This is a genomic window from Kribbella sp. HUAS MG21 (genome assembly GCF_040254265.1).
GTDB lineage: Bacteria > Actinomycetota > Actinomycetes > Propionibacteriales > Kribbellaceae > Kribbella.
In genome coordinates this window covers 1,727,450-1,748,527 of sequence record NZ_CP158165.1, presented here as the reverse complement: position 1 = coordinate 1,748,527, position 21,078 = coordinate 1,727,450, and the positions used below count along the sequence as shown (strand labels likewise).

16 protein-coding genes are annotated in these 21,078 nt (G+C 71.5%); 9 read left to right on the top strand and 7 right to left on the bottom strand.

Features of this window, described 5'->3' with window-relative positions; all coding sequences use genetic code 11:
* The first annotated feature begins 5 nt into the window (after nucleotides 1-5).
* Together treZ and ABN611_RS08335 are read left to right on the top strand one after the other, a co-directional pair.
* Entirely contained in the window at nucleotides 6-1,733 is a 1,728-nt protein-coding gene (gene treZ / locus ABN611_RS08340) for a malto-oligosyltrehalose trehalohydrolase (protein WP_350279223.1), read from the top strand.
* A 159-nt stretch (nucleotides 1,734-1,892) separates the two neighbouring features.
* Entirely contained in the window at nucleotides 1,893-2,093 is a 201-nt protein-coding gene (locus ABN611_RS08335; RefSeq protein WP_350279222.1) for a hypothetical protein, read from the top strand.
* Between the two features lie 31 nt (nucleotides 2,094-2,124).
* Here the strand turns inward: ABN611_RS08335 and ABN611_RS08330 are convergent, their stop codons facing one another.
* From ABN611_RS08330 to ABN611_RS08305, 6 genes are all read right to left on the bottom strand, one after another.
* Nucleotides 2,125-3,351 carry a nucleotidyl transferase AbiEii/AbiGii toxin family protein gene (locus ABN611_RS08330; protein WP_350279221.1) on the bottom strand — a complete coding sequence of 409 codons (1,227 nt, stop codon included), beginning with the start codon at nucleotides 3,349-3,351 and terminating at the stop codon, nucleotides 2,125-2,127.
* A 3-nt stretch (nucleotides 3,352-3,354) separates the two neighbouring features.
* Nucleotides 3,355-3,996 (bottom strand): hypothetical protein, encoded by a 642-nt coding sequence (locus tag ABN611_RS08325; RefSeq protein WP_350279220.1) that lies wholly within the window; start codon nucleotides 3,994-3,996, stop codon nucleotides 3,355-3,357.
* A gap of 301 nt (nucleotides 3,997-4,297) precedes the next feature.
* The gene (locus tag ABN611_RS08320; RefSeq protein WP_350279219.1) at nucleotides 4,298-5,908 is read right to left on the bottom strand and encodes an AAA family ATPase; all 1,611 of its coding nucleotides are present in this window, start codon (nucleotides 5,906-5,908) and stop codon (nucleotides 4,298-4,300) included.
* 11 nt (nucleotides 5,909-5,919) lie between these two features.
* A complete protein-coding gene (locus ABN611_RS08315; protein ID WP_350279218.1) occupies nucleotides 5,920-6,567 on the bottom strand; it encodes a helix-turn-helix transcriptional regulator in 648 nt (215 codons plus the stop codon).
* Nucleotides 6,564-7,847 (bottom strand): hypothetical protein, encoded by a 1,284-nt coding sequence (locus ABN611_RS08310; RefSeq protein ID WP_350279217.1) that lies wholly within the window; start codon nucleotides 7,845-7,847, stop codon nucleotides 6,564-6,566. Before ABN611_RS08310 ends, ABN611_RS08315 begins: the two co-directional genes overlap by 4 nt.
* A complete protein-coding gene (locus ABN611_RS08305) occupies nucleotides 7,844-9,433 on the bottom strand; it encodes an AfsR/SARP family transcriptional regulator (protein ID WP_350279216.1) in 1,590 nt (529 codons plus the stop codon). Before ABN611_RS08305 ends, ABN611_RS08310 begins: the two co-directional genes overlap by 4 nt.
* Nucleotides 9,434-9,486: 53 nt before the next feature.
* On the opposite strand from ABN611_RS08305, the gene ABN611_RS08300 reads away from it, so the two are divergent.
* The 7 genes from ABN611_RS08300 to ABN611_RS08270 all read left to right on the top strand — a co-directional run bounded on the left by ABN611_RS08300 (nucleotide 9,487) and on the right by ABN611_RS08270 (nucleotide 18,739).
* Nucleotides 9,487-10,170: a response regulator transcription factor gene (locus tag ABN611_RS08300; RefSeq protein ID WP_350279215.1), complete on the top strand. Its 684-nt coding sequence runs from the start codon at nucleotides 9,487-9,489 to the stop codon at nucleotides 10,168-10,170.
* 11 nt (nucleotides 10,171-10,181) lie between these two features.
* Nucleotides 10,182-11,450, top strand: a complete 1,269-nt coding sequence (locus ABN611_RS08295; protein WP_350279214.1) for a HAMP domain-containing sensor histidine kinase — start codon at nucleotides 10,182-10,184, stop codon at nucleotides 11,448-11,450.
* 81 nt (nucleotides 11,451-11,531) lie between these two features.
* Nucleotides 11,532-12,494 (top strand): MoxR family ATPase, encoded by a 963-nt coding sequence (locus ABN611_RS08290; RefSeq protein WP_350279213.1) that lies wholly within the window; start codon nucleotides 11,532-11,534, stop codon nucleotides 12,492-12,494.
* 11 nt (nucleotides 12,495-12,505) lie between these two features.
* Nucleotides 12,506-14,584 carry a fibronectin type III domain-containing protein gene (locus ABN611_RS08285; protein WP_350279212.1) on the top strand — a complete coding sequence of 693 codons (2,079 nt, stop codon included), beginning with the start codon at nucleotides 12,506-12,508 and terminating at the stop codon, nucleotides 14,582-14,584.
* Nucleotides 14,581-15,717 carry a DUF58 domain-containing protein gene (locus tag ABN611_RS08280; RefSeq protein WP_350279211.1) on the top strand — a complete coding sequence of 379 codons (1,137 nt, stop codon included), beginning with the start codon at nucleotides 14,581-14,583 and terminating at the stop codon, nucleotides 15,715-15,717. The genes ABN611_RS08285 and ABN611_RS08280 overlap by 4 nt, the downstream gene beginning before the upstream one ends.
* Nucleotides 15,714-17,828, top strand: a complete 2,115-nt coding sequence (locus ABN611_RS08275) for a DUF3488 and transglutaminase-like domain-containing protein (protein ID WP_350279210.1) — start codon at nucleotides 15,714-15,716, stop codon at nucleotides 17,826-17,828. The genes ABN611_RS08280 and ABN611_RS08275 overlap by 4 nt, the downstream gene beginning before the upstream one ends.
* Before the next feature lie 86 nt (nucleotides 17,829-17,914).
* Nucleotides 17,915-18,739, top strand: a complete 825-nt coding sequence (locus ABN611_RS08270) for an SAM-dependent methyltransferase (RefSeq protein WP_350279209.1) — start codon at nucleotides 17,915-17,917, stop codon at nucleotides 18,737-18,739.
* Here the strand turns inward: ABN611_RS08270 and ABN611_RS08265 are convergent.
* Nucleotides 18,736-21,039 carry a fibronectin type III domain-containing protein gene (locus ABN611_RS08265; RefSeq protein ID WP_350279208.1) on the bottom strand — a complete coding sequence of 768 codons (2,304 nt, stop codon included), beginning with the start codon at nucleotides 21,037-21,039 and terminating at the stop codon, nucleotides 18,736-18,738. The genes ABN611_RS08270 and ABN611_RS08265 overlap by 4 nt on opposite strands.
* Nucleotides 21,040-21,078 lie beyond the last annotated feature (39 nt).

The window sequence follows — 21,078 nt, the reverse complement described above, 5'->3', positions numbered from 1 at the left end:
CAGCCATGCACACGTTTCGCGTCTGGGCGCCTGACGCGGCCAAGGTCGACCTGGTACTACGTGACGGAGTGCTGCCGATGCGCTCGGTCGACGACGGCTGGTGGGAACGGCAGGTGGCCGAGGCGCGTCACGGCACCGACTACGCGTACTCAGTCGACGGCAGCGACCCGCTCCCCGATCCGCGGAGCCCGTGGCAGCCGGACGGCGTACACGGGTTCAGCAGGGTCTTCGACGCCGACAGCTTCGAGTGGACCGACGACAGCTGGACCGGTCGCGACGCCCGCGGTGCGGTGTTCTACGAGCTGCACCTCGGCACCTTCACCCTGGAAGGCACGCTGGACGCGGCAGCCGAGCACCTGGACTACCTGGCCGTGCTGGGGGTCGAGGTGGTCTCACTGCTCCCGGTCGCGGCTTTCCCCGGCAAGCGCGGCTGGGGGTACGACGGTGTCGACCTGTACGCCGTCCACGCGCCGTACGGCGGGCCGGAAGCGCTGCAGCGTTTCGTCGACCGGTGTCACGACGCCGGCCTGGCAGTGTGTCTCGACGTCGTCTACAACCACCTGGGCCCGAGCGGGAACTACCTGTCCAGCTTCGGCCCGTACTTCACCAGCCGCCACTCCACCCCGTGGGGACCGGCGGTCAACCTCGACGACACCGGCAGCACCGAAGTACGCCGGTGGATCTGCGACAACGCGCTGCGCTGGTTTCGCGACTTCCACATCGACGTACTGCGTCTGGACGCCGTCCACGCGCTGGTCGACGACAGCCCGATCCACCTGCTTCAGCAGCTCTCGGTGGAGACCGCCGAGCTGGCGGCAGAACTGGGCCGTCCGCTGGGGCTGGTGGCCGAGTCAGACCTCAACGACCCCAACATGGTCGAGCCGGTGGCCGCGGGCGGGATGGGGATGACCGCGCAGTGGAGCGACGACTTCCACCACGCGCTGCACTCGCTGCTGACCGGCGAGCGGTTCGGGTACTACGTGGACTTCGGGGCTCCGGCCGTCTTCGCGAAGACGCTGACCCGGGTGTTCCTGCACGACGGCGGCTACTCGACGTTCCGCGAGCAGCTGTGGGGGCGGCCCGTCGATCCGCGGAAGCACCGCGGCGGTCAGTTCCTCGCCTACACGTCCAACCACGACCAGATCGGCAACCGGGCGCTCGGTGACCGGCCGGCGCTCACCCCGGGGCAGCTCGCGATCGGCGCCGCGCTGGTGCTCACCTCGCCGTACACGCCGATGCTCTTCATGGGCGAGGAGTGGGGCGCGTCGACGCCGTGGCGGTTCTTCACCGACTTCGAGGAGCCGGAGCTGGCCGACGCGGTGCGGACCGGGCGGCGCCGCGAGTTCGCGGAGTTCGGCTGGGACGCCGAGGAGATCCCGGACCCGCAGGACGAGCGGACCTGGCGCAGCTCGGTGCTGGACTGGTCCGAACCCGACGAGTCGCCGCATCGCGAGCTGCTGGACTGGTACCGGCACCTGCTCAAGTTCCGCGCCCGGATGCCGGAACTGCGCGACGACCGGCTCGACGCCGTCGGGATCGACTTCGACCCGGGCGGCGGCTGGCTGGTGGTGAAACGCGGCAGCCTCCGGGTGGTGGCGAACCTGGACGCCGAGGACACCGTGGTGCCGGTCGAGTCCGTCCCGTCGTACCTGGTGATGGCGTTCGGCGCGGTCGACGTCGGCCTCGGCGGCGTCTGGTTGCCCGGTCACGGTGTGGCGATCATCGCCGTCTGAGATTTTCCAACGCTGCACATTTGTGGGACAAACCAACAGAAGGCGGCGTTGAAGCGTGTTGATCCGTGGTGATTTCCGGAATCGCTTGTCTGCCGGGGTGGTTCTGACCGACTGTTGTTGGGCCAGCAGGGGACGGGGGGTTTGAACGGGAGGATCGCTATGACAGTCGGAGGCGTCGACACTTACTACGACTACGAAGAGAAGCAGTGGAAGAGCCGGAAGCTCGGCGGCGGGCCGATCCGCCGCGGTCCGGTCTGCCCTGCGCCGCGTACCGCCGACAAGACGGTGCACGACACCACGAGCCGTGAGCGCCGTCCGTCCGGCCGCGAGCACGAAGTACCGAAGCACACGCTGAACTGACCGACCGGGTGACACGGCCCGCCAGACCGGGTCACCGGCCGATGTCCGGAGCAGCGCCACGCGCGGCTGTCGTCCGACGAGCCGACGACGGCCGCAGCGGCGTGCCCGCTGCGGCCCCCTCCGGGACGAACGCGCGGCCGAGCTGATCCACGGCCTCCTGCCGCGGTGACTGCTGCCAGCCGGCCGAGGGCAGCCACAGCTCGTTGGACGGATCGCGGATCCCGTCCGCGAACTCCCGCAGCAGCCCGGTCATCTGCTCGTGCGACGGGTAGCGCTGCAGCTGCGGCTCCCGGCCGCGAAAGCGCTCCACACCGTGCTCCCAGGCCACCGCGATCTCGCCCTCCCGCAGTGGGGCGTCGCCCCACAGCCGGTACGGCTCCGGCAGCCCGGTCGCGTCGTGATCCTCCCAGTGCCAGTTCTGCGCCAGCGCCCGCTCGACCTGCGTCCGCTCGAACTGGCAGGTCCGCAGCAGGTAGTGCGTGTCCCACAGGTCCTTGAACCGCGGCTGCGGCTGACCGTCCACGATCGGCGGCTGGATCGCCACGGTGACCGTCTTGTCGACCAGCTGGTTCGCCTTCGGGGCGAGGTACGGCATGATCGGCCGGACGCCCGGGAGCTCGGTCCCGACGATCGACCGCAGCGACCGCTCCGGCGGTCCGGCCTGCTTGATCATCCGCGGCGCCTTGACGTCGACCTCGAACTCGACCGGGCTGCCGACACCGAACGTGCCGAGTGCCCCGCGGCGGTCGTCGACCGGTTGGGCGCTCACCCAGAACACCGTGTGCCCCGGCTCGCCGCCCTCGATCCGGCGCGAGCTGTACCGCACGAGACCGCCGAGGCCGACCGCCCCGTCCAGGCGCTGCTGCCGCGACGGCGCGACCGCCTGGATCCGCGCGACGGTCGCGGCCTCGTACTCGTCGGGCGGCGCGTCGAGCAGGCGGGCGTTGTACAGATCCAGGTCGTACGCCGCGCGCGGCATCACGTACACCGGGTCGACCGGGGAGTGCTCCGGGCGGAAGCCGTCCGGCCAGCCGTCGGCCGGATCCGGGCGGCAATGGAGGGTGAGCGAACCGACTACGTGCCAGTCGTCGGTCATGCCGTTCATCCGGCTCAACAGGTCGCCCATGATCAGCTGCTGCCGGGCGCGCTGGAGCGGGAACTCGGGCGTCGCCCGCTGGGCCAGGTACAGGTTGAGGTCGGCCCACTTCGGGAACGCCGTACGGAACTCGGGGCCGACGTGGTCGGTGAACTTGTCCATCGGTCACCCGGCCTGGGCAGCGTCGAGCGCCGTGGACAGCCACTGCACGCCGTCGCGCGGCAGGCCCCGGCGGGTGAAGGCGGCGGTGAGCTGCGGGCCGAGCTCGTCGGCGGTCGTCCATCCGGCGGTGAGCATCGAGCGCGCCACGCGCCCCAGGTCGGACACGTCGAATCCGTCGTCGACGGCGAGGTCCGCCAGGGTCCGCGCCGGCGCGGTCACCGGCAGCCCTTCGACCACAGCACACTCGGCCTCACTCAGTATGGCGCTGTGCACGACGACACCGGCCGCCTCAGGTGCGCGTCCGGTGAACTCCAGTTGTTCCCCCGCGAGCTGGCCGGCGCCGTACAGCCGAACCGCCGTCCGATGCGAGACCACCAGCGAGGTGGTCGACCGCTCCCACGCCGGCTTGGTCCCCGTCCGCAGCCAGGCCGCATAGATGTCAGGATGCGGATGCCGCCCACCCGCACACACGCGGATCACCCCGTCCGCGACCGGCTCGACGATCCCCGCGTCCGCCCACTGCTTCAGAACCTTCTCCGAAACCCCCACCTGCGAGAGGCCGACGAGCCCCCATTGCCCTTCGGCCAACGCACAAACCCGCGCGATGGCATCAACCTGCGACGACCGCGCAAAGGATGTCCGCATACCCCGACGGTAACCACGCACCAGCCGACCCGCGCCCGAGTTCACCCGATGGCAAGCCGAGATTCATCACCCCACGTTCAGCGTGCCCGGATCCGGTTCCACACCGGGTCCGCGTCGCCGAGCCCGCTGACGAGCCGGACGACACCGCCCAACTGACCGACGGCGCACGCGACACCGAGCACGCCCCACAGGACCACGCCGCAGCGTACCGACCGCGACGGCCAGTGCTCTGAATGAGGAGTTGGGGAGGATTTCCCACCCGGATGGGGAAGAAATCCTCCCCAAGTCAGCTGAGGGCCTTTCAGCCGGCGGCGGTGGTGACGTCGGTGGGGAGGAGGGAGCGGAGTTCTTCCAGGGTGGGGCGGCGGCCCAGAGTGCGAAGGCGTTGGGACTGGGCTTTGCGCATGGCTTCCACCAGGCGGCGGGCCTCGCGGGCATTGCCGAAGTTGGGCGTGCCGGCGATCCGGTCGAAGTACGAGGTGAGGGGTTCGCCGGCGGCGGGGTCCAGGAGGTAGTCGCCGCCGGCAACCATCCGGTCCGTGATCAGCAGGAGTTCGGCGGCGGTGTAGTTCTCGAACTCGACCGTCTTGGAGAAGCGCGACGCCAGACCGGGGTTGGCGGCGAGGAAGTCGTCCATCTCGGCGGTGTAGCCGGCGACGATGATCGCGATCTCGTCGCGGTGGTCCTCCATCAGCTTCACCAGCGCGTCGATCGCCTCCTGCCCGAAGTCGCCGTTCCCGGCGGCCCGGGACAGCGTGTACGCCTCGTCGATGAACAGCACCCCGCCGAGCGCCTTCTCGAAGACCTGCGCGGTCTTCTCCGCGGTGTGCCCGATGTACTGACCGACGAGGTCCCGCCGCGACACCTCGACGAACCCGCCGTCCGGCAGCGCGCCGAGCGCCTTCAGCAGCTTCCCGTACAGCCGCGCGACCGTGGTCTTCCCGGTCCCCGGCGCCCCGGCGAAGATCAGGTGGTGGCTGACCGCGCCGACCGACAGGCCCGCGGACCGGCGCCACTCGTTCACCTGGATCTCGTCGACCAGCGCCCGTACTTCGGCCTTCACCCCGGGCAGCCCCACCATCGCGTCCAGTTCGCCGAGCAGTTCGTCCACCGGGCCGTTCTCCGCGGCCGCCGCACTCTCCTCGATCACCTCCACCGTGCTGCCGGCCGCGATCGACAACGCGGGCTCGGCGGTGTTCGACGCGCGCAGTCCCTCGACTGTCCCCGAGCAGCCGGGCGCGAAGGTGATCGCCGGGCCGCGCGTGTCGTGCACACTCGGCCGCCGGACCACCGGCGTACTGCCGTGGGCGACCCCGATGCCTTCCGCGCCGGCTTGCCCGACCTCGACGTCCACGAGCTCCGGGCGGCTGTACTGGTAGACGTAGACGCCGCGCCCGCCGCAGCCGGTGACCGTGCAGCCGCGGATCAGCGGATCGGCGCCCAGCGCGACGACGATCCCGTCGCCGGCGATGTCGCGGACGGTCGTGTTCAGGATCTGCCCGCCGGCGCCCTCGACCACGATCCCGGTCTCCGCGCCGCTCACCGTGCAGCGCTCGATGCCGAACGCCGCGCTCGCGTGCACGCTGATCGCCGGCCGCGTCCCGCCGGTGATCGTGCAGTCCTCGACGGTCAGCGCCGTGCGGTCGACCGACAACGCGATCCCGTCGGTCGCGCGCAGCTGCAGGCCGCGCAGGGTCAGCGACCCGTCGACGGCGCGGATCGTCGGCCAGTCGGCTCCCGAGCCGTCCAGTACGACGTCCGCGCCGTCCTCGGCCCGCAACGTCACCGAACGCCCGGTGAGTTCGAGCGTCTCGGCGTACGTCCCGGCGGCGATCGCGACCGCGGCCCCGTCCGGCGCCTCGAGAAGAGCGGAGCCGATGGTGCGGTACGCGCCGGGACGATCGGCCGCCACGGACAGCACCCTCATGACGCGCGGTCCAGGAGCCAGCCGCGGTCGGCGGCCTTGACGCCGGCCTGGAAGCGGCTGCGGGCGCCGAGCCGGTTCATGATCTGCGCGACCATGCGCCGGACGGTCCGGACCGAGATGTCGAGATGTGCGGCGGCGACCTCGTCGGTCGCGCCGAGGGCGAGCAGCCGCAGCATCTCCTGCTCCCGGAGCGACAGGTCGGTCTCGTCCGGCAGGTCCCGGTCGGCCAGCGGTACGGCGTCCGGCCAGATCCGCTCGAACAACTCCAGCGCGGTCACCACGACGCTCGTCAGCCGCAGGACGGCGACGCTCCCGTGCGCGGTGTCGGCGGGGAGTACGGCGACCGAGCCGTCGATGACGAGCGCGTTCATCGGCACGTGCGGGATGGTCCGGACGGCGACGCCGGCCATCGACAGCGCGCCGAGGTGCCGGCCGACGGTCGGCGTGGTCCGCGCGTGGTCCGGGAAGATCGTCCGGTACCGCACGCCGTGCTTGACCTCGCGCGGCCCGAACGTCGGACCGGCCGGGGTGAGCGTGCTCATCGCGATCACCTCGTCCCCCGCGGCGGCGAGCAACTCGGCGAGGCCGGTGTGGGCGGGAACCTGCTGGAAACCGGTCGGGCGGTTGATCATGGTGACGGTCATGAGAGAGGGACCCCCAAGGGAAGCGTGGCGGCGACGCCGGTGGCGTGGCGGCCGTCGAGGCGTTCCGGCTCGACCCCGAAGGAGCGGGCCAGTGTGGTCAGGACGGAGTACGCCGTGTCGAGCGTGGCCGGGTGCGCGGCGGCCAGCCGGAGTACGACGTCGTGGCGGGCGGAATTCGATCGACCGGCAGTACCGGTAGTGCCGGAGGTGACGGTCACGGCGATGGTCTGCGCGGCGCCCGTGCCGGTGCCGAGCAGCGTTCCGATCAGGGCCTGAGTAGTTGCTACGGGCAAGGATGCGGATCCGGCCAGCCGGACGGACAGCTGCCGGACGGGCCCGCAGGACCAGGACGTCCAGCGTTCGTGGACCTGACCGCGTCCGGCGTTGGCGTGCGCCAGCGCGCCGAGTGAGGCGAGTGCGTCGGACTCGTCGAGCGGCATGCTCTCCACCTGCTCACGGTCGAAGCGCCGTACCAGTCGCCGGACCGTGTTTGCCAGCACCTGCCGCACCTGGTCGTCGGTCGCGATGTCCGGCGTCCGCTCGGCCGCGACGGCGATCCACGCGCGCGGCGGGTGGTTCTGCTTGACCCCGGTGTGCAGGATCAGCTGTACGCCGATCCCGACCGGCTGCTCGTCCGTCGCCTCCGCGAGCGAACCCAGCTGCGGCAGCAGCCGGTGCTGCGATTCCGGGCTGAGCCGCAGCGCGACACTCGCCCCGGCGGGCCGGCTGAGGACGCCGTACCGCTGCTCGCGCACCACCACCTGATCCGTCGTGGTGCGTCCGAAGAACGTGCTGACCAGCCGGATCGCGATGTCGTCACCGAGGTCGTGCCGACGTCGGCGGGCCACGAACAGCAGCAGTACGCCGACCCAGCGATACAACCAGAGGCCGCGGATCCGGACCGCGGTCAGCAGGATCAGCGACAGCGCGGCGACCGAGGTCAGGATGAGGACCGTCCGCGAGCCGGTGGTCGCCGCGCCGACCGCGACCACGGCCAACTGCCAGCAGACGATCTGCCCGACCCGAATCGCGCGGTCCGGCCGCTCGACGGCATCCGCGACCGGCGCCGGAGCCGGCGGCTCCGTGGCGAGGTGCAACTGCTGCTCGGAAGGCTTGACCGAACCCACCGACGCGATCAGCGTGCGCGACGGCGGCTGCTGCACCCGCAGCTGCGCGAGCGGCGTACCGATCGCGGTCGCCTGCGGGATGGTCGTGGTGGCCGCGGCGTACTCCGTTTCGCCTTCGGGTGCGGGCGCCGAACCGTAAGCCGCGGACCTCATGCGACCAGCTCCGCTTTCGGCCCGGCGGCAACCAGCAACTGACCGGCATGGTCACGGACGACCGGGAGCAGCTCGAACCGGCCGGGTGCGGGCTCGGCGACCAGGTTGAGGTCCATGAGCTGATCGACCATCAGCTCGGCGTCGGCCTGGCTGGTTCCGGTGAGCCGCGCCGCCTGGCGGAGATCGAAGCGCGGGGTCATCCCGATCAGCCGGTACAACCGCTGCACCGGTCCGGGCATCGCGTCGTACGCCGCGTCGAAGCGGGCCAGCACCTCGGCCAGCGCCTGGTACCGCGCGGCAGGGTCCTCCAGGCGGGCGGCCATCCGGGCGACGGTCCACGGCTGCCGGTTGCGCAGTCGCTCGACCAGGTGCCGGATCGCGCCCGGGTGGCCGTCGCAGCAGTTCAGGATCTGCTCGATGTCGGTGAGCCGCGCGGCCTCGTCCGGGGCGAGGACGTCGAGGGTGATCGCCGCAGTACGGTCGAGACCCGCGAGCCGGCGCCGGCTGATCACCAGGACCAGTGCGTCCGGGTCGTTCGGCAGCAGGTGCCCGATCTGCTCGGCGCTGGTGACGTTGTCCAGGATCAGCAGACCAGTTGCTGACGGCAAGGACATTGGGCGGTGCAGGTCGACGTACTGCTGGGTCTCGAAACCGGAGGAGGCGGCGACCTCGAGCGCGAACGCGGTCTTCCCGATGCCCGGCATGCCGTCGATCGTGACCACGCCGGTGACGCCGCGGAGAGCGCGCAGCTCCGGCTCGCGGCCGACGAACCCGTGGGGCCGTGGCGGAAGATTCGAGGTCACCGGCCGCGTCGTCACGGCCGGCGCCTCCTCGCTGAGGATCTGCTGGTGCAGTGCGGTGAGCTCCGCGCCCGGTTCGATCCCGAGATCGCGGACCAGCGCGGTGCGCGCCCGCTGGTACGCCGCCAGCGCGTCGTGCCGGCGTCCCACCTGGCGGTACGCCGCCATCAGCCGCGCCCAGGCCAGCTCGCGCAGCGGCTCCTCTTCGGTGAGCGCCCGCAGTACGGCGATCGCCTCGGCGGGCCGCTCGAGCAGCAGCTGCGCATCCGCGAGGTCTTCACGCAGCGCCCGGTGCAGTTCCGTCAGCCGGTCGACCGCTGACGTCGCGTCCGCCGTCAGACCGTCGTACGGCGCCCCGCGCCAGAGGCTGAGCGCGCGCTGGACGACCACGACCGCCTCGGCCGCGTCCTTGCGGCTGAGGAGCTCCCGGGCCTCGTCGCACAGCGCCGCGGCGACGTCGGCGTCCAGCTCCCCGGGCAGGACGCGCACCCGGTACGCGCCCGGCCGGCTCTCGATCCGCTCCTCGGGAAGGGAGCGGCGCAGCTGCCAGACGTACGTCTTCAGGTTGTTCTGCGCGGAGGCCGGCACGTCCCGGCCCGCCCAGACCGCGTCGACGAGCTGCTCGGTGCTGACCCAGGCGTTGCGGTGCAGCAGGAGCAGGGTCAGCACGGTCGCGGGCTTGCCGCCGCAGAGGTCCAGCGGGTGCCCGTCCGGGCCGTCGACCTCGAGCGGGCCCAGGACCCGGAAGGCCAGCCGGTCCGGTGTGTGCGCTGCGTGACCGTTCATGACACATACGATCCGGGGAGACGATGACATTTCGATGACACACGAGGACGGCCGTGCGCGTACTGGTGGTAGAGGACGACGAGGAGCTTCAGGTGGCCGTCCCGGCGGCGCTCCGCTCCGCCAATCTCGCGGTCGACCTGGCGGTGGACATCGCGGCCGCGGACGAGGCGCTGTTCGTGAACTCCTACGACTGCGTGGTGTTCGACCGGATGCTCCCGGACGGCGACTCGATCGAGCACGTCCGGCAGCTGCGGCAGCAGGGATTCGCGGTTCCGGTACTGTTCCTGACCGCGATGGGCGCGCTGTCGGACCGGCTGGACGGGTTCGAGAGCGGCGGCGACGACTACCTGGTCAAGCCGTTCGCGGTCGAGGAACTGATCGTCCGGGTGCTCAGCCTGGTCCGCAGGGGCCCGACCATCCGCCCACCGATCATCAGGTACGCCGATGTCGAACTCGACACCGCCCGGCGCACGGTGCACCGGGCCGGCGTCCTGCTGACCCTGCGAGGGAAGGAGTTCAGCGTGCTCGAGTACCTGATGTCGCGGCCCGAGCAACTGGTCACCCGGGCCGAGCTGATCGAGCACTGCTGGGACGGCGACGGCCCGATGTCGAACGTCGTCGACGTCACGATCACCCGGCTGCGGAACCGGCTGCGCGGCGGTCCGGACCTGATCCAGGCGGTCCGCGGGCAGGGGTACCGGCTGATCGCGCCCGGCGGCCCGGGCGGCAGGGGATGAGCCGGCGCGGGATGCGGGGACCGGCGGCCGATCGGCTGCGCCGGTTGCGCTGGCGGCTGACCGTGCTGTTCACCGTCACGAACACGGTCGCCCTGATCGTGCTCGCGCCGGTGATCGTCATCCTCGACGCGCAACGCCGCGCCGACCGGATCGACCACGACCTCAGCGTGGTGACCCAGTCGGTGAAGCGGTTGCTCGACTACCGGAACGACGCGTTGGTCACGGCCCGGGTCCCGGCCGACCCGCTGACGTCCGGGTGCCCCGACTTCGCCGTCCTGCCGGGGAAACCGAGCGACTTCCCTCCGACCCGCAGCTCCGGTGGCTGCACCAGGGTGGACGACCAGCTCCTCGCGGACCTCGCCGCGGAGGCGGTGCGGAACGGCAGCCCGTCGTCCGTGGACCGGAGGGCCGTGAACGGGCACCAGCTGCGGGTCGCGGTCGAGCCGTTCCAGGACTCCAACGGCCGGTACTTCGGCGCCGTACTCGCCTGGCAGGACACCCAGAAGCAGCAGGAGCAGAACCGGCGGCTGACGATCGCCGTAGTGGTCGTGTGCGCGATCCTGATCGGCGCGGCGGCGCTGGTCAGCTACTGGTTGTCGGGCCGGGCGATCCGACCCGCGATGGCCGCGCTCGAGCAGCAGGAGACGCTGCTGGCCGAGACCGCGCACGACCTGCGGACGCCGGTCGCCGCGCTCCGCGCACTCGCGGAAACCGCGGCCCGGGATCCCGAGCAGCGGGCGGAGCTCCTGCCCCGGACGGTCCGGCTGGCGGGGCGGATGGGCGACATCATCGACGGGCTGCTCGTCCGCGCCCGGCTGGCCGCCGGTGTGGAACACCTTGCGATGCAGCCGGTCTGGCTCGACCAGCTCGTCGCGGGCGTGGTCGAGGACATGCCGACCGAAGGCGCCCGCTTCTCGCTGGTGACCGCGCCGACGATGGTGCGGGCCGACCCGACATTGCTGCAGCGGGCGATCGGCAACGTGCTGGGCAACGCGATGCGGCACGGGCGGGCACCGGGCGCGGACCAGGCGATCGTCACCGTCACGGTCGCCGACGGGCGGGTCACGGTGGCGGACCAGGGCCCGGGCATCGATCCGGCGGTCGGCGCGGACCTCTTCGAGGCGTACACGACCGGCGGCGGCTCGACCGGCGCTGGCTCGACCGGCCTGGGCCTGTCGATCGTGCGCTGGGTGGTGCTCGCCCACGGCGGTGACCTGAAGGTCTACAACGCCGACGAGGGCGGCGCCATCTTCGAGATCCAGCTCCCTACCGTCCAGTAGTGGACCAGTTCTGTACAGGGGTTGGACCGGCAGCGACTAGGGTCACTCAGTGCAATCCGGCGTACACCAGGGGAGATGTACATGAGCGCTACGATTCCACCGGGTGAGGCCTACCGGTTGGTGGCCGACAACCTGGGCAAGGTGATCCACGGCAAGCCGGAGGTGATCCGGCTGGCGCTGACCGCGCTGTTCGCCGAGGGCCACCTGCTGATCGAGGACGTGCCCGGGCTCGGCAAGACCACCCTGGCCCGGTGCATCGCGCGCAGCATCGACGCGAGCTGGAACCGGATCCAGTTCACCCCGGACCTGCTCCCCGGCGACATCACCGGCGTGATGGTGTACCACCAGGGCACCGAGACCTTCGAGTTCCACCCGGGCGGCATCTTCGCGAACGTGGTGGTCGCCGACGAGATCAACCGCGGTACGCCGAAGACCCAGTCCGCGCTGCTCGAGGTGATGGCCGAGCGCCGCGTCACCGTCGACTCGAACACCCGCGCCGTACCGGACCCGTTCCTGGTCATCGGCACCCAGAACCCGATCGAGTTGGAGGGCACCTACCGGTTGCCCGAGGCCCAGCTCGACCGGTTCCTGATGCGGATCGAGGTCGGCTATCCGGACCACGACGCCGAGGTCCGGATCGTGCTCGGTGACACCGGCCGGGTCGGGCCCGACTCGCTCAGCCCGGTGATCGACGTCCCCGCGCTGCGGAACGCGATCGCCGCCGTCCGGTCGGCGCACGTCGACCCGGCGATCAGTTCGTACGCCGTGAAGCTCGCGGCGGCGACCCGCGAGCACACCGCGGTCCGGTACGGCGCCAGCCCGCGCGGCAGCATCGCGCTGGTGCGGGCGGCGCGCGCGTTCGCGGCCACCGACGGCCGCGCGTTCACGACGCCGGACGACGTCAAGCAGGTCGCGCAGCCGGTGCTCGCCCACCGGCTGGTGCTGACACCGGACGCGGAGCTGAGTCAGCGGCCGCCGTCGTCGGTGGTCGACGAGGTGCTGGCCGCCGTACCGGCGCCGACGGCCGGCGCGACCGCGAGCTGACGATGCGACCGGTGCGCGAGTTCCTCCGCCAGGAGGCGTGGCGTTCCCGGGCCGCGCTGGCCGCCGTGGTGACGGTCTGCATGGTGGCCATGACGCTCGCCGTGACCGGTGCGGGCGCGGACACCACCGGGATGAAGTTCCTGCAAACCGGTCACCTGATCTACAACAGCACGCTCGGCACGGTGTTCCACATCGACGGCGGCACGAAGGCCGTCGACGGCCAACTGCCGGTGCCGGGTCTCGGGTCCGGGGTGCGGACCGTGCAGACCGACAAGCAAGGGTTCATGCTGGCGCGCGGCAGCATCACCGAGTTCGGCAAGTCCGACCTGAAGGTCGAGGGCCCGGTCAAGGCGCCGTCCGACGAGCAGCCGGCCGCGCTCGAGGCGCCGGGGGCCGCGTACGCCGTGTACCGCGAGGCCGGCGCGATCGCCCGGCTCGGCGAGGACCCGGTGACGCTGCCCGGCAGCGGTGCGCTCGGGCCGCCGGTGGTGACCGCGGACGGGACGTTGTGGGTGCATCGGCTGGCCAGTCGTGAGCTGTGCCGGCTGCCGCTGACGGCGGACCGGTTGTCCTGCCCGGCCGAGGTGGCCGGCGGTCACACCGGTGCGCTCGCGGTGGTTTCCGACCAGGTGGTGTTCGTCGACACGACCGCGCGCGAGCTGCGGGTCGTCGGCGCCGACGGCTTCGGCCGGACGGTGCCGGTTCCCGGTGTCGCGATGACGCCGGCGTCGATCGTCGCGCCGTACGACGTGAACGGGCGGATCGCGATCGTGGACCCGGAGCGCAACGAGCTGCGGCTGGTCGACGCGCCGATGCGCGGCGACCAGGAGACGGCGGCGCCGGTGACGCGGAAGCTGCCGCCGGGGAAGTACTCGCAGATCGCTTCCAGCGGGCGCGGGCTGGCGTTGATCGATCCGGACAGCGGCACGCTCGTGACGTTGGATGCCGAGGGCAAGGAACGGTCGGTGACGCGGATCCCGCGGCCGTCCGGCAAGGCCGAGCCCGACCCCCGGGACCGGCCGACGCTGTTCCGCGGCGCGGACAAGCGGCTCTACGTCGACAGCGTGGCCGGCGAGCACTCGATGGTCGTGGACGACGACGGCGAGGTCACCGAGGTCGAGGCGGTCGGCCCGTCGGAACCGGAGAAGACCGAGCGGACCCAGCCTTCGAAGCCGCGACCGACGACGCCGCCACCATCGATCCCGCCGTCGACTCCACGGTCGACTCCACGGTCGACTCCACCGTCGGTCCCGCCTTCCACGCCGACCAGCAGGCCGCCGCGGACCGTGGAGCGGCCGGAGAACACCGACCGGCCGGACGAGAACGAGCGGACGGCGCCGCCGCGCACCGAGCGGCCGCGCCGGACGACCCCACCGCCCTCGAGGCCCACCACCACGCGGCCGACGACCACCAGACCGACGACCACCAGACCGACGACGACCCGGCCCACGACGACCAGGCCCACGACTAGACCGACGACGAAACCGAAGCCGCCGGTGAAGGCGAGTCCGGCCGCGGCTCCGCCCGGTCTGCGCGCGACGCCGGGCGACAACAAGGTCACCCTGACGTGGCGGCGCCCGAACCTGAACGGCGGCACGTTCGTCAGCTACAGCGTCAGCCAGGACAGCGATCCGGAGACGACGGGCTCGACGACGTACACCTGGGACGGGCTGGAGAACGGCAGGTCGTACACCTTCCAGGTCCGGGCGGTGACGCGCGGCTCGGACGGCGAGCTGCTGATCGGTGTGGCCGCGACGATCACCGCGACACCCGGGGCGGGGACGTTCTCGATCAGCCACGGGCCGCAGGCCGACGACGGCCCGGACTCGAACTGCCCCGAGGGCACCGAGGCCGACTGTCACTACATCATGCTGCGCGTCCGGAACTTCGAGCCGAACACCGACTACACCTTCCGCGCCTACTCGAACGGCAAGCAGATCCACAGCGGCTACACGCTGACCACCGACGACAACGGCGACCTGGACCAGAAGAAGTTCCACAACTCCCGCGTCGGCGAAACCGTCTACGTCGTCGCGAGCGGTCCCGGCGGGCCGTACCGGTCGAACTCGTTCGTCTGGCCGGCCGGATGAGGCTGACCGGACGCGGGACGGCCGTGCTGCTCGGATCCGTCGCCGCCTACGCACTGGGCGAACTGGCCGGGTACGCCGTGTTCCGCGCGCTGGCCGGGATAGGGATCGGGTCGCTGATCGCGGCGACCGTGCTGACCGTCCGGCAGCCGCATGTGACCGTGCACCGGGTTCTCTCACCGGACCGGGTCGAACGAGGCCGGCCCGCGCTTGCCACGTTGCGCGTCCGGAACGAGGGCACCCGCTGGCAGGCCGCATTCGCCGCGCACGACTCGGCCGGTGACGAGCGCCAGGAGGTGAAGATCCGGCGCCTCGGCCCGGGCAGCGAGGCGACGTACCGGTATGAGCTGCCGACCTCGCGCCGCGGCAGGATCGCGGTCGGCCCGTTGACCCTGGAGCGCCGCGACCCGCTCGGCCTGGCCCGCAACAGCAAGGCGACCGGTGAGGTCGCGACGCTGTGGGTGCACCCGAAACGGCACCCGACGAAGACGGTGGTCGCGGGCCGCCCGCGGCACCACCACGTCGGTCGTACGGCGGACGACTCGCTGCGCGGATCCGCCGACCTGCGCGACGTGCGGCCGTACGTCGTCGGTGACGAGGTCCGGCACCTGCACTGGAAGGCGACGGCGCGGACGGGTCAGCTGATGGTGCGCGACTACGCCGATCCTGACCAGCCGCGACTGACCGTCCTGCTGGACACCCGCCGTGAACCGTTGTCGGCGGCAACCTTCGAGGAGGCGACCGAGGTCGCCGCGTCGATTCTGTTCGCCGCGTCCACGGCCGGTCACCGTTGCAGGCTGGTGACCACGGCCGGCGCGGATCTCGCCGCCCCGGGCGGTGCCGTCGCGTCGCGGATGTTCCTCGACGAGCTGTGTGTGGTGGAGCAGCGCGACGACAAGTCGGGGCTGGTGCCGCAGGTGCTCACGACCGGGACGTCCGCGGGGGGAGCGATCGTCGTCGTCACCGGTGCACGTGGATCGGCCGCGGACTTCGCGCCGCTGCTCAGCCGGTACTCGTCGGTGACCGTCATCGGTCTCGGTGAGGCGCAGGGCGTGGCGCCGATCCTCAGCGCCCAGGTCGTCCTCGGCGGCTCGGCGCGGGAGGCTCTGCAGCAGTGGACCGGAGTACTGCAATGAGCCGGCGGCAGACGATCGCTGTGCTCGCCGCCGTACTGATCGGTGGGCTGTGCTTCGGGCCGGTGTTCGGGGTCCGCAACCTGTGGCTGCCGGTCGGTGCGGTGTGCCTGATCACGTACGTCGTCACGGAGATCTGCCGGCACTGGCTCGCCGCCTGGCGGCCGGTGCTGATCGTTCTCGGCGGCCTGCTCGCCGTCGTCGAAACGGTGCTCCGGGCAACTACTCTCGCCGGACTGCCTACGGCCGCGTCGATTCGCGCGCTGGGACAGGGATTGACGGGTTGGCGGCTGACGCTGGAGTCGACCTGGCCGGCGCGTCCGGAGCCCGAGCTCGTGGTCTTCGTGCCGCTGCTCGCGTTGATCGGCTGCCTGCTCGCCGTCGAGCTGCTCGACCGTACGCCGCCGCTCGTCGCGCTGCTGCCCGGACTCGGTGTCATCGGCGCGAGCCAGTTGTACATCGCAGCGGACGGGTGGAGCGCCGTACTGATCGCGGTCGCGCTCGGGCTGATCGTGGTCGCGCTGCTGATCCCGGACAACCTCGAGTACCGGCGGATCGCGCCCTGGATGGCGACCGCGGTCGTGACCGTCGCCGCGATCGTGTGCGGGCTGGTCGTCAGCGCGATCGACCCGGCCGGGCGGACGCCGTACTCGCTGCAGAAGGTGCAGTCCGCGGGTGCTCCCGGCGTACGGCAGACGAGTCCGCTGGACGAGCTGGCCAGCCGACTGAGCTCGAAGCAGCGCGACGACGTGGTGTTCCGGTACCGGGCGTCGCAGCCGGTGGATCGCTGGCGGCAGGTCGCGCTCGACGACTTCGACGGGGTGAACTGGACGACCGATCACCCGTTCCTGCGGATGGGTTCGGAGCTGACGCCCGGGTCCGACGTCCGGGTGCCGACCACCCTCGAGCAGGCGACCGTGCAGCTGGAGAACCTGGACGGACCGTGGCTGCCCAGTCAGTTGCTTCCGGCAACTGTCAGCGGGGTGCCGGATCCGCAGGTGGAGCCGATCGGCGGGACGCTGATGTCGGCCGGCCGGCCCGGTTCTTACGACCTGACCTGGCGGAAGCCGGACATCGACGCGGCGTACCTGCTGAGCGCGGGCATCGCGGGTGACGCACCGGGCGGGCTGAACGACCTCGGCCCGGTGCCGCCGGAGATCGCGTCGATCGACCCGCTGCAGGGCAAGCGGGCGACGTTCGCGACGGCGATCGCGCTGGAGAAGTACCTCCGGCAGCACTACCGGGTCGCGGTGGGGGACAAGCTGCCGACCGGGTACGGGTGGCCGCAGCTGAAGAGGTTCCTCGTCGACTCCGGGGGCGCGCAGGCCGCCGCGAAGGAGCCGGGGACCAGTGCGCAGTTCGCGGCCGCGTACGTCGTCCTCGCGCGGCTGAACGGGATCCCGGCGCGGCTGGCGGTCGGGTTCCGCGGGCCGGCCGAGCCCGAGAACGGGTACTACGTGGTGCGGAACTCGGACGCCTTCGCCTGGCCCGAGGTGGCTGTCGACGGGGTCGGCTGGTGGCCGCTGGACCCGGCCGCGGACGCGGCGACCGGGAAGACCACGGTCGCCGGGTCCATCGACGAGATCACCAGCCAGGCGCGGGCCGCCGTACCGTCGGTCGAGAAGATCGAGGATCCGGAGGTCCCGCCGCAGACCGACGACGCGGACGACGGCGACGGGATCGGGCTGCCGCGGATCCCGCTGCCGGTGGTGTTCGCGGTGTCGGCGGGGCTCCTGCTGCTGTGGCTGGCCGGCGTACCGCTGCTGAAGATCGCGCGGGCGTCGCGGCGCCGGCGGCGTCCCGGAAGCGCGGGCGTGGTCGGGGCGTGGGCCGAGGCGCGGGACCGATTGCGTGCGTACGGCGTACCGGTGACGCCTGGGATGACTGTGCGTGACCTCGTCGAGGCCGCGAAGGAGCTCCCGGACACCGCGCCCGGGCTGGCTCGGGTCGCGCAGGCCGTCGACCAGGCGTTGTGGTCCGGAGCGGCGACCACGCCGGAGGTCAAGGAGCACGCGTGGGCCGGGGTTCGCGAGCTCCGGAAGGCGCTGCGCGGACGGCCGTGGGGCGACCGGTTCCAGGCGTCGCTGGAGTTGCGGACGCTGTTCACCCGCTAGCTCGCGCGGGACAGGCCGGGGCCGGGGGCGCGGTGACATCGGCGTCGCATAGAGTGACACGTGCCACGACAGGAAGGGACCACGCGATGCCGGATGCGAACGAGCAGGTGACGGAAACCGCGCCGTCCCCGGGCTTCGACCTGACCAAGCCGAGTATCGCGCGCACCTACGACTACCTGCTGGGCGGCAAGGACAACTTCGCGGTCGACCGCGCGTTCGGGGACCGCTTCGTCAACGAGCTGCCCGGCTCGCAGCAGATCGTGCTCGACAACCGCGGTGTGCTGGTGCGGGCGGTCGACGAGATCGTCCGGCACACGCCGGTCCGGCAGTTCATCGACTTCGGCAGCGGCCTGCCGACCGCGAACAACGTGCACCAGGTCGCCCAGCGGTACGCGCCGGAGACCAAGGTCGTGTACGTCGACAACGACCCGATCGTGCTCGCCCACGGCCGCGCGCTGCTGGCGGAGAACAAGAACACCAGCGTCATCCAGGCCGACCTGCGCGACCCCGCGTCGATCTACGAGGACGACGAGATCCAGCGCCTGATCGATTTCGACCGGCCGGTCGGGCTGATCTTCTGCGCGGTCCTGCACCACATGAACGACGACGAGGACCCGAAGGGCGCGGTCCGCTACTGGCACGACCGGATCGCGGCCGGCAGCCCGGTCTTCATCTCGCACTTCCGCAGCCAGAACGACCCGAAGACCAAGGCCATCCAGGACATCATGCAAGGCACCCTGGGCCGCGGCACCTGGCGCTCCGAACAGGAGATCCTCGACCTCTACGGCGATGGCTTCACCGTCCAGCCCCCCGGCCTCGTCCCCGCCGCCGAATGGCGCAACGACGACACCCCCGACGACCTCACCGACTGGCAACACCTCATCGCCGCAGTCCTCGCCGTCAAGAACTAGTCGTCGGCTTTCCAGAAGAACTTGTTGGACGTGTAGGTGCCTTCGGGGCCGGTGACGGTGACCCAGGTGAGTTGGCCTACGGCGCTGCAGGGGAACTGGTCGGGGACCAGGAGCTGGCCCTTGCCGTCGGTCTTGGTGCTGTAGCCGGGGTTGAAGTTGCCCCATTCGGACGTGTACGGCTTCATGCTGTACGTCGTGTTCGGGCGCAGGTTCTCCAGCCGGATCTGGATGTACGCGCACTCCGGCTGCCGGCAGTTGTCGCCGTACGTCGTACCCTCGCCGCGGGACGCCACGACCCGCTTGGTCGGCGCCTCCGCGGCGATCGACGTCGCGGACAGGCTCGTGTACTTGCCGACGACCTGCTGGCCGTCCGACGCCCTCGTGATCGCGCGGACGTAGAACGTGTACGCCGTCCCGTCGGTGAGTCCGGTGATCGTCGCCTGCGTGCTGGTCGACGTCACGCGCGGCGGCGCGGTGCGCGAGCCGATCGCGACCTCGTACCGCAGGAACGTGCCGTCGCCCATCGTCGGCTGCATCCAGCCGAGCGTCAGCCGTCCGCTGGTGCCGTCGTCCTTCACCAGCAGTTCGCGCGGCGACTCGGCCGGGTTCCATTTCCGCTCGATCCGGTTCGACCTGACGGCCGGTCCGGCGCCGACGCTGTTCACCGCGCTGATCGTGAACGCGTACGCCGTACTCGACTTCAGGCCTGGGATCAGCGCGGATCGTGTCGCCCCGCTGACCGTCGTGGATCCGCCGGTCCAGCTCAGCCGGTACGACGTGATGGTCGCGCCGTGCGCCGCCGCAGCGCCCCAGGTGACGACGGCGTCGGTGTCGACGAAGCGGGCGGACACGTTCAGCGGCGCGCCGGGGCGGCCGGGCTTCGCTGTAGGTTTCGGCGGTGTGGGCGGTTTCGTCTTTGGTGGCGTGGTTTTCGGTGGTGTCGCCCTCGGTCTGTCCGGTGTGTTCTCGCGTCCGGGCGGGGTCGTCTTCCTGGTCGGCGGCGGTGTCTCGGGCCGGCGCGTGCTCGGCGGCGTGGACCTCGGCGGCTTCGGTGGTGTGGTCTTGGGTGGTGTGGTCTTCGGTGGTGTGGTGCGCGGCGGGATCGTGGTCCGCGGCTTCACCGGCGGCGTGATCGTCGGCTTCGCGGTGGCCTTGCGGTCGTCCCCCGGTCCGACCTCGACGGACTCGGTCCGGCCGTCGCGGTCCACCACGACGACCCGGTCGCCGGTCCCGTTCTCGACGTACACCCGGGAGTCGTCGCCGCGGTACAGGTTCGACTCGGGCTTGTCCCGGCCGCCGGCCGGTCGCTGCGGGATCTTGGTCCGGCCCACCTCGCGGCCGTCGCGGTCGAGCGTGAGCAGGCTGGCGTTCTTCCGGTCCAGCAGCGCGAGCCCGTCGCCGGACGACGCCACCCGGTCGTAGCTGCCCTTCGGAAGCGGGGTCGTCGCCGGCGCCTTCGGCTTGTCCGAGACGTCGATCAGGTGCAGCCGGCCGTGGTCCCGGTCGACGATCGCCACCCGGCCGCCGACATCGTTGCCTGCGACAAGCGCCGTGTCCGGTACGTCGACATCGCCGAGGCCGGCCTTGGCGCCGATCCCGCCGCTGTCGAGCGTGTACACCTCGTTCGCGGTGAGATCCACGAACACCGCACCCGTACCGACCGCCGACAGCCCGCCCTTGTGGCCCTTCGGAGCTGTCGCCGGGCACGTCATCCGGTCCGCGGACAGCGGCAGCCGGCACAGGTTGCCGTCGTTCACGCGGTGCACCCAGAGCGTGCCGTCCGACGTCACCACCGGGTCGCCGAGCGGTCCGCCCGGGGCGGCGATCGTCTGCTGGTCCCCGAACCGCACCACGCGCCCGGCCTGCCGGTACACGGCGAACGCCGCACCCGCACCCTCGAGGCCGACCGGCTGTTCGTTCGTCGCCGGCGGCTCGATCGGGTCCAGGACGGTCAGGTCCGACTTGCCGAACTGGTCGATCCGCGACCGCGACAGCACGTACCCCTGCTTGTCGGTCTGCACGACCTGCGCTCCCGGCGGCGTGCCCTTCACCTCGACGTCGGCGTCCACCTCACCGGTAGAACCGTCCAGGTGGAAGATCCGGCCGACGACGCTGTTGTAGACCCAGTGACCGGACTGCGCGAACTTCACGCCGTTGTCCGGCGCGCCCGCCCCGGTCAGCACGACCACGCTCATCAGCGCGACACACCCGGCGACCACCGCGGCCAGCGTGGCCTCCGAACGGCCACGCCCGCGGAGTGCCTCGGTGAGCCGCCCGGGGCGGAAGGAGCTCGGCTTCACCCGTTCAGCCTAGGTGATCGAGGTCCAGAACCGGTCTAC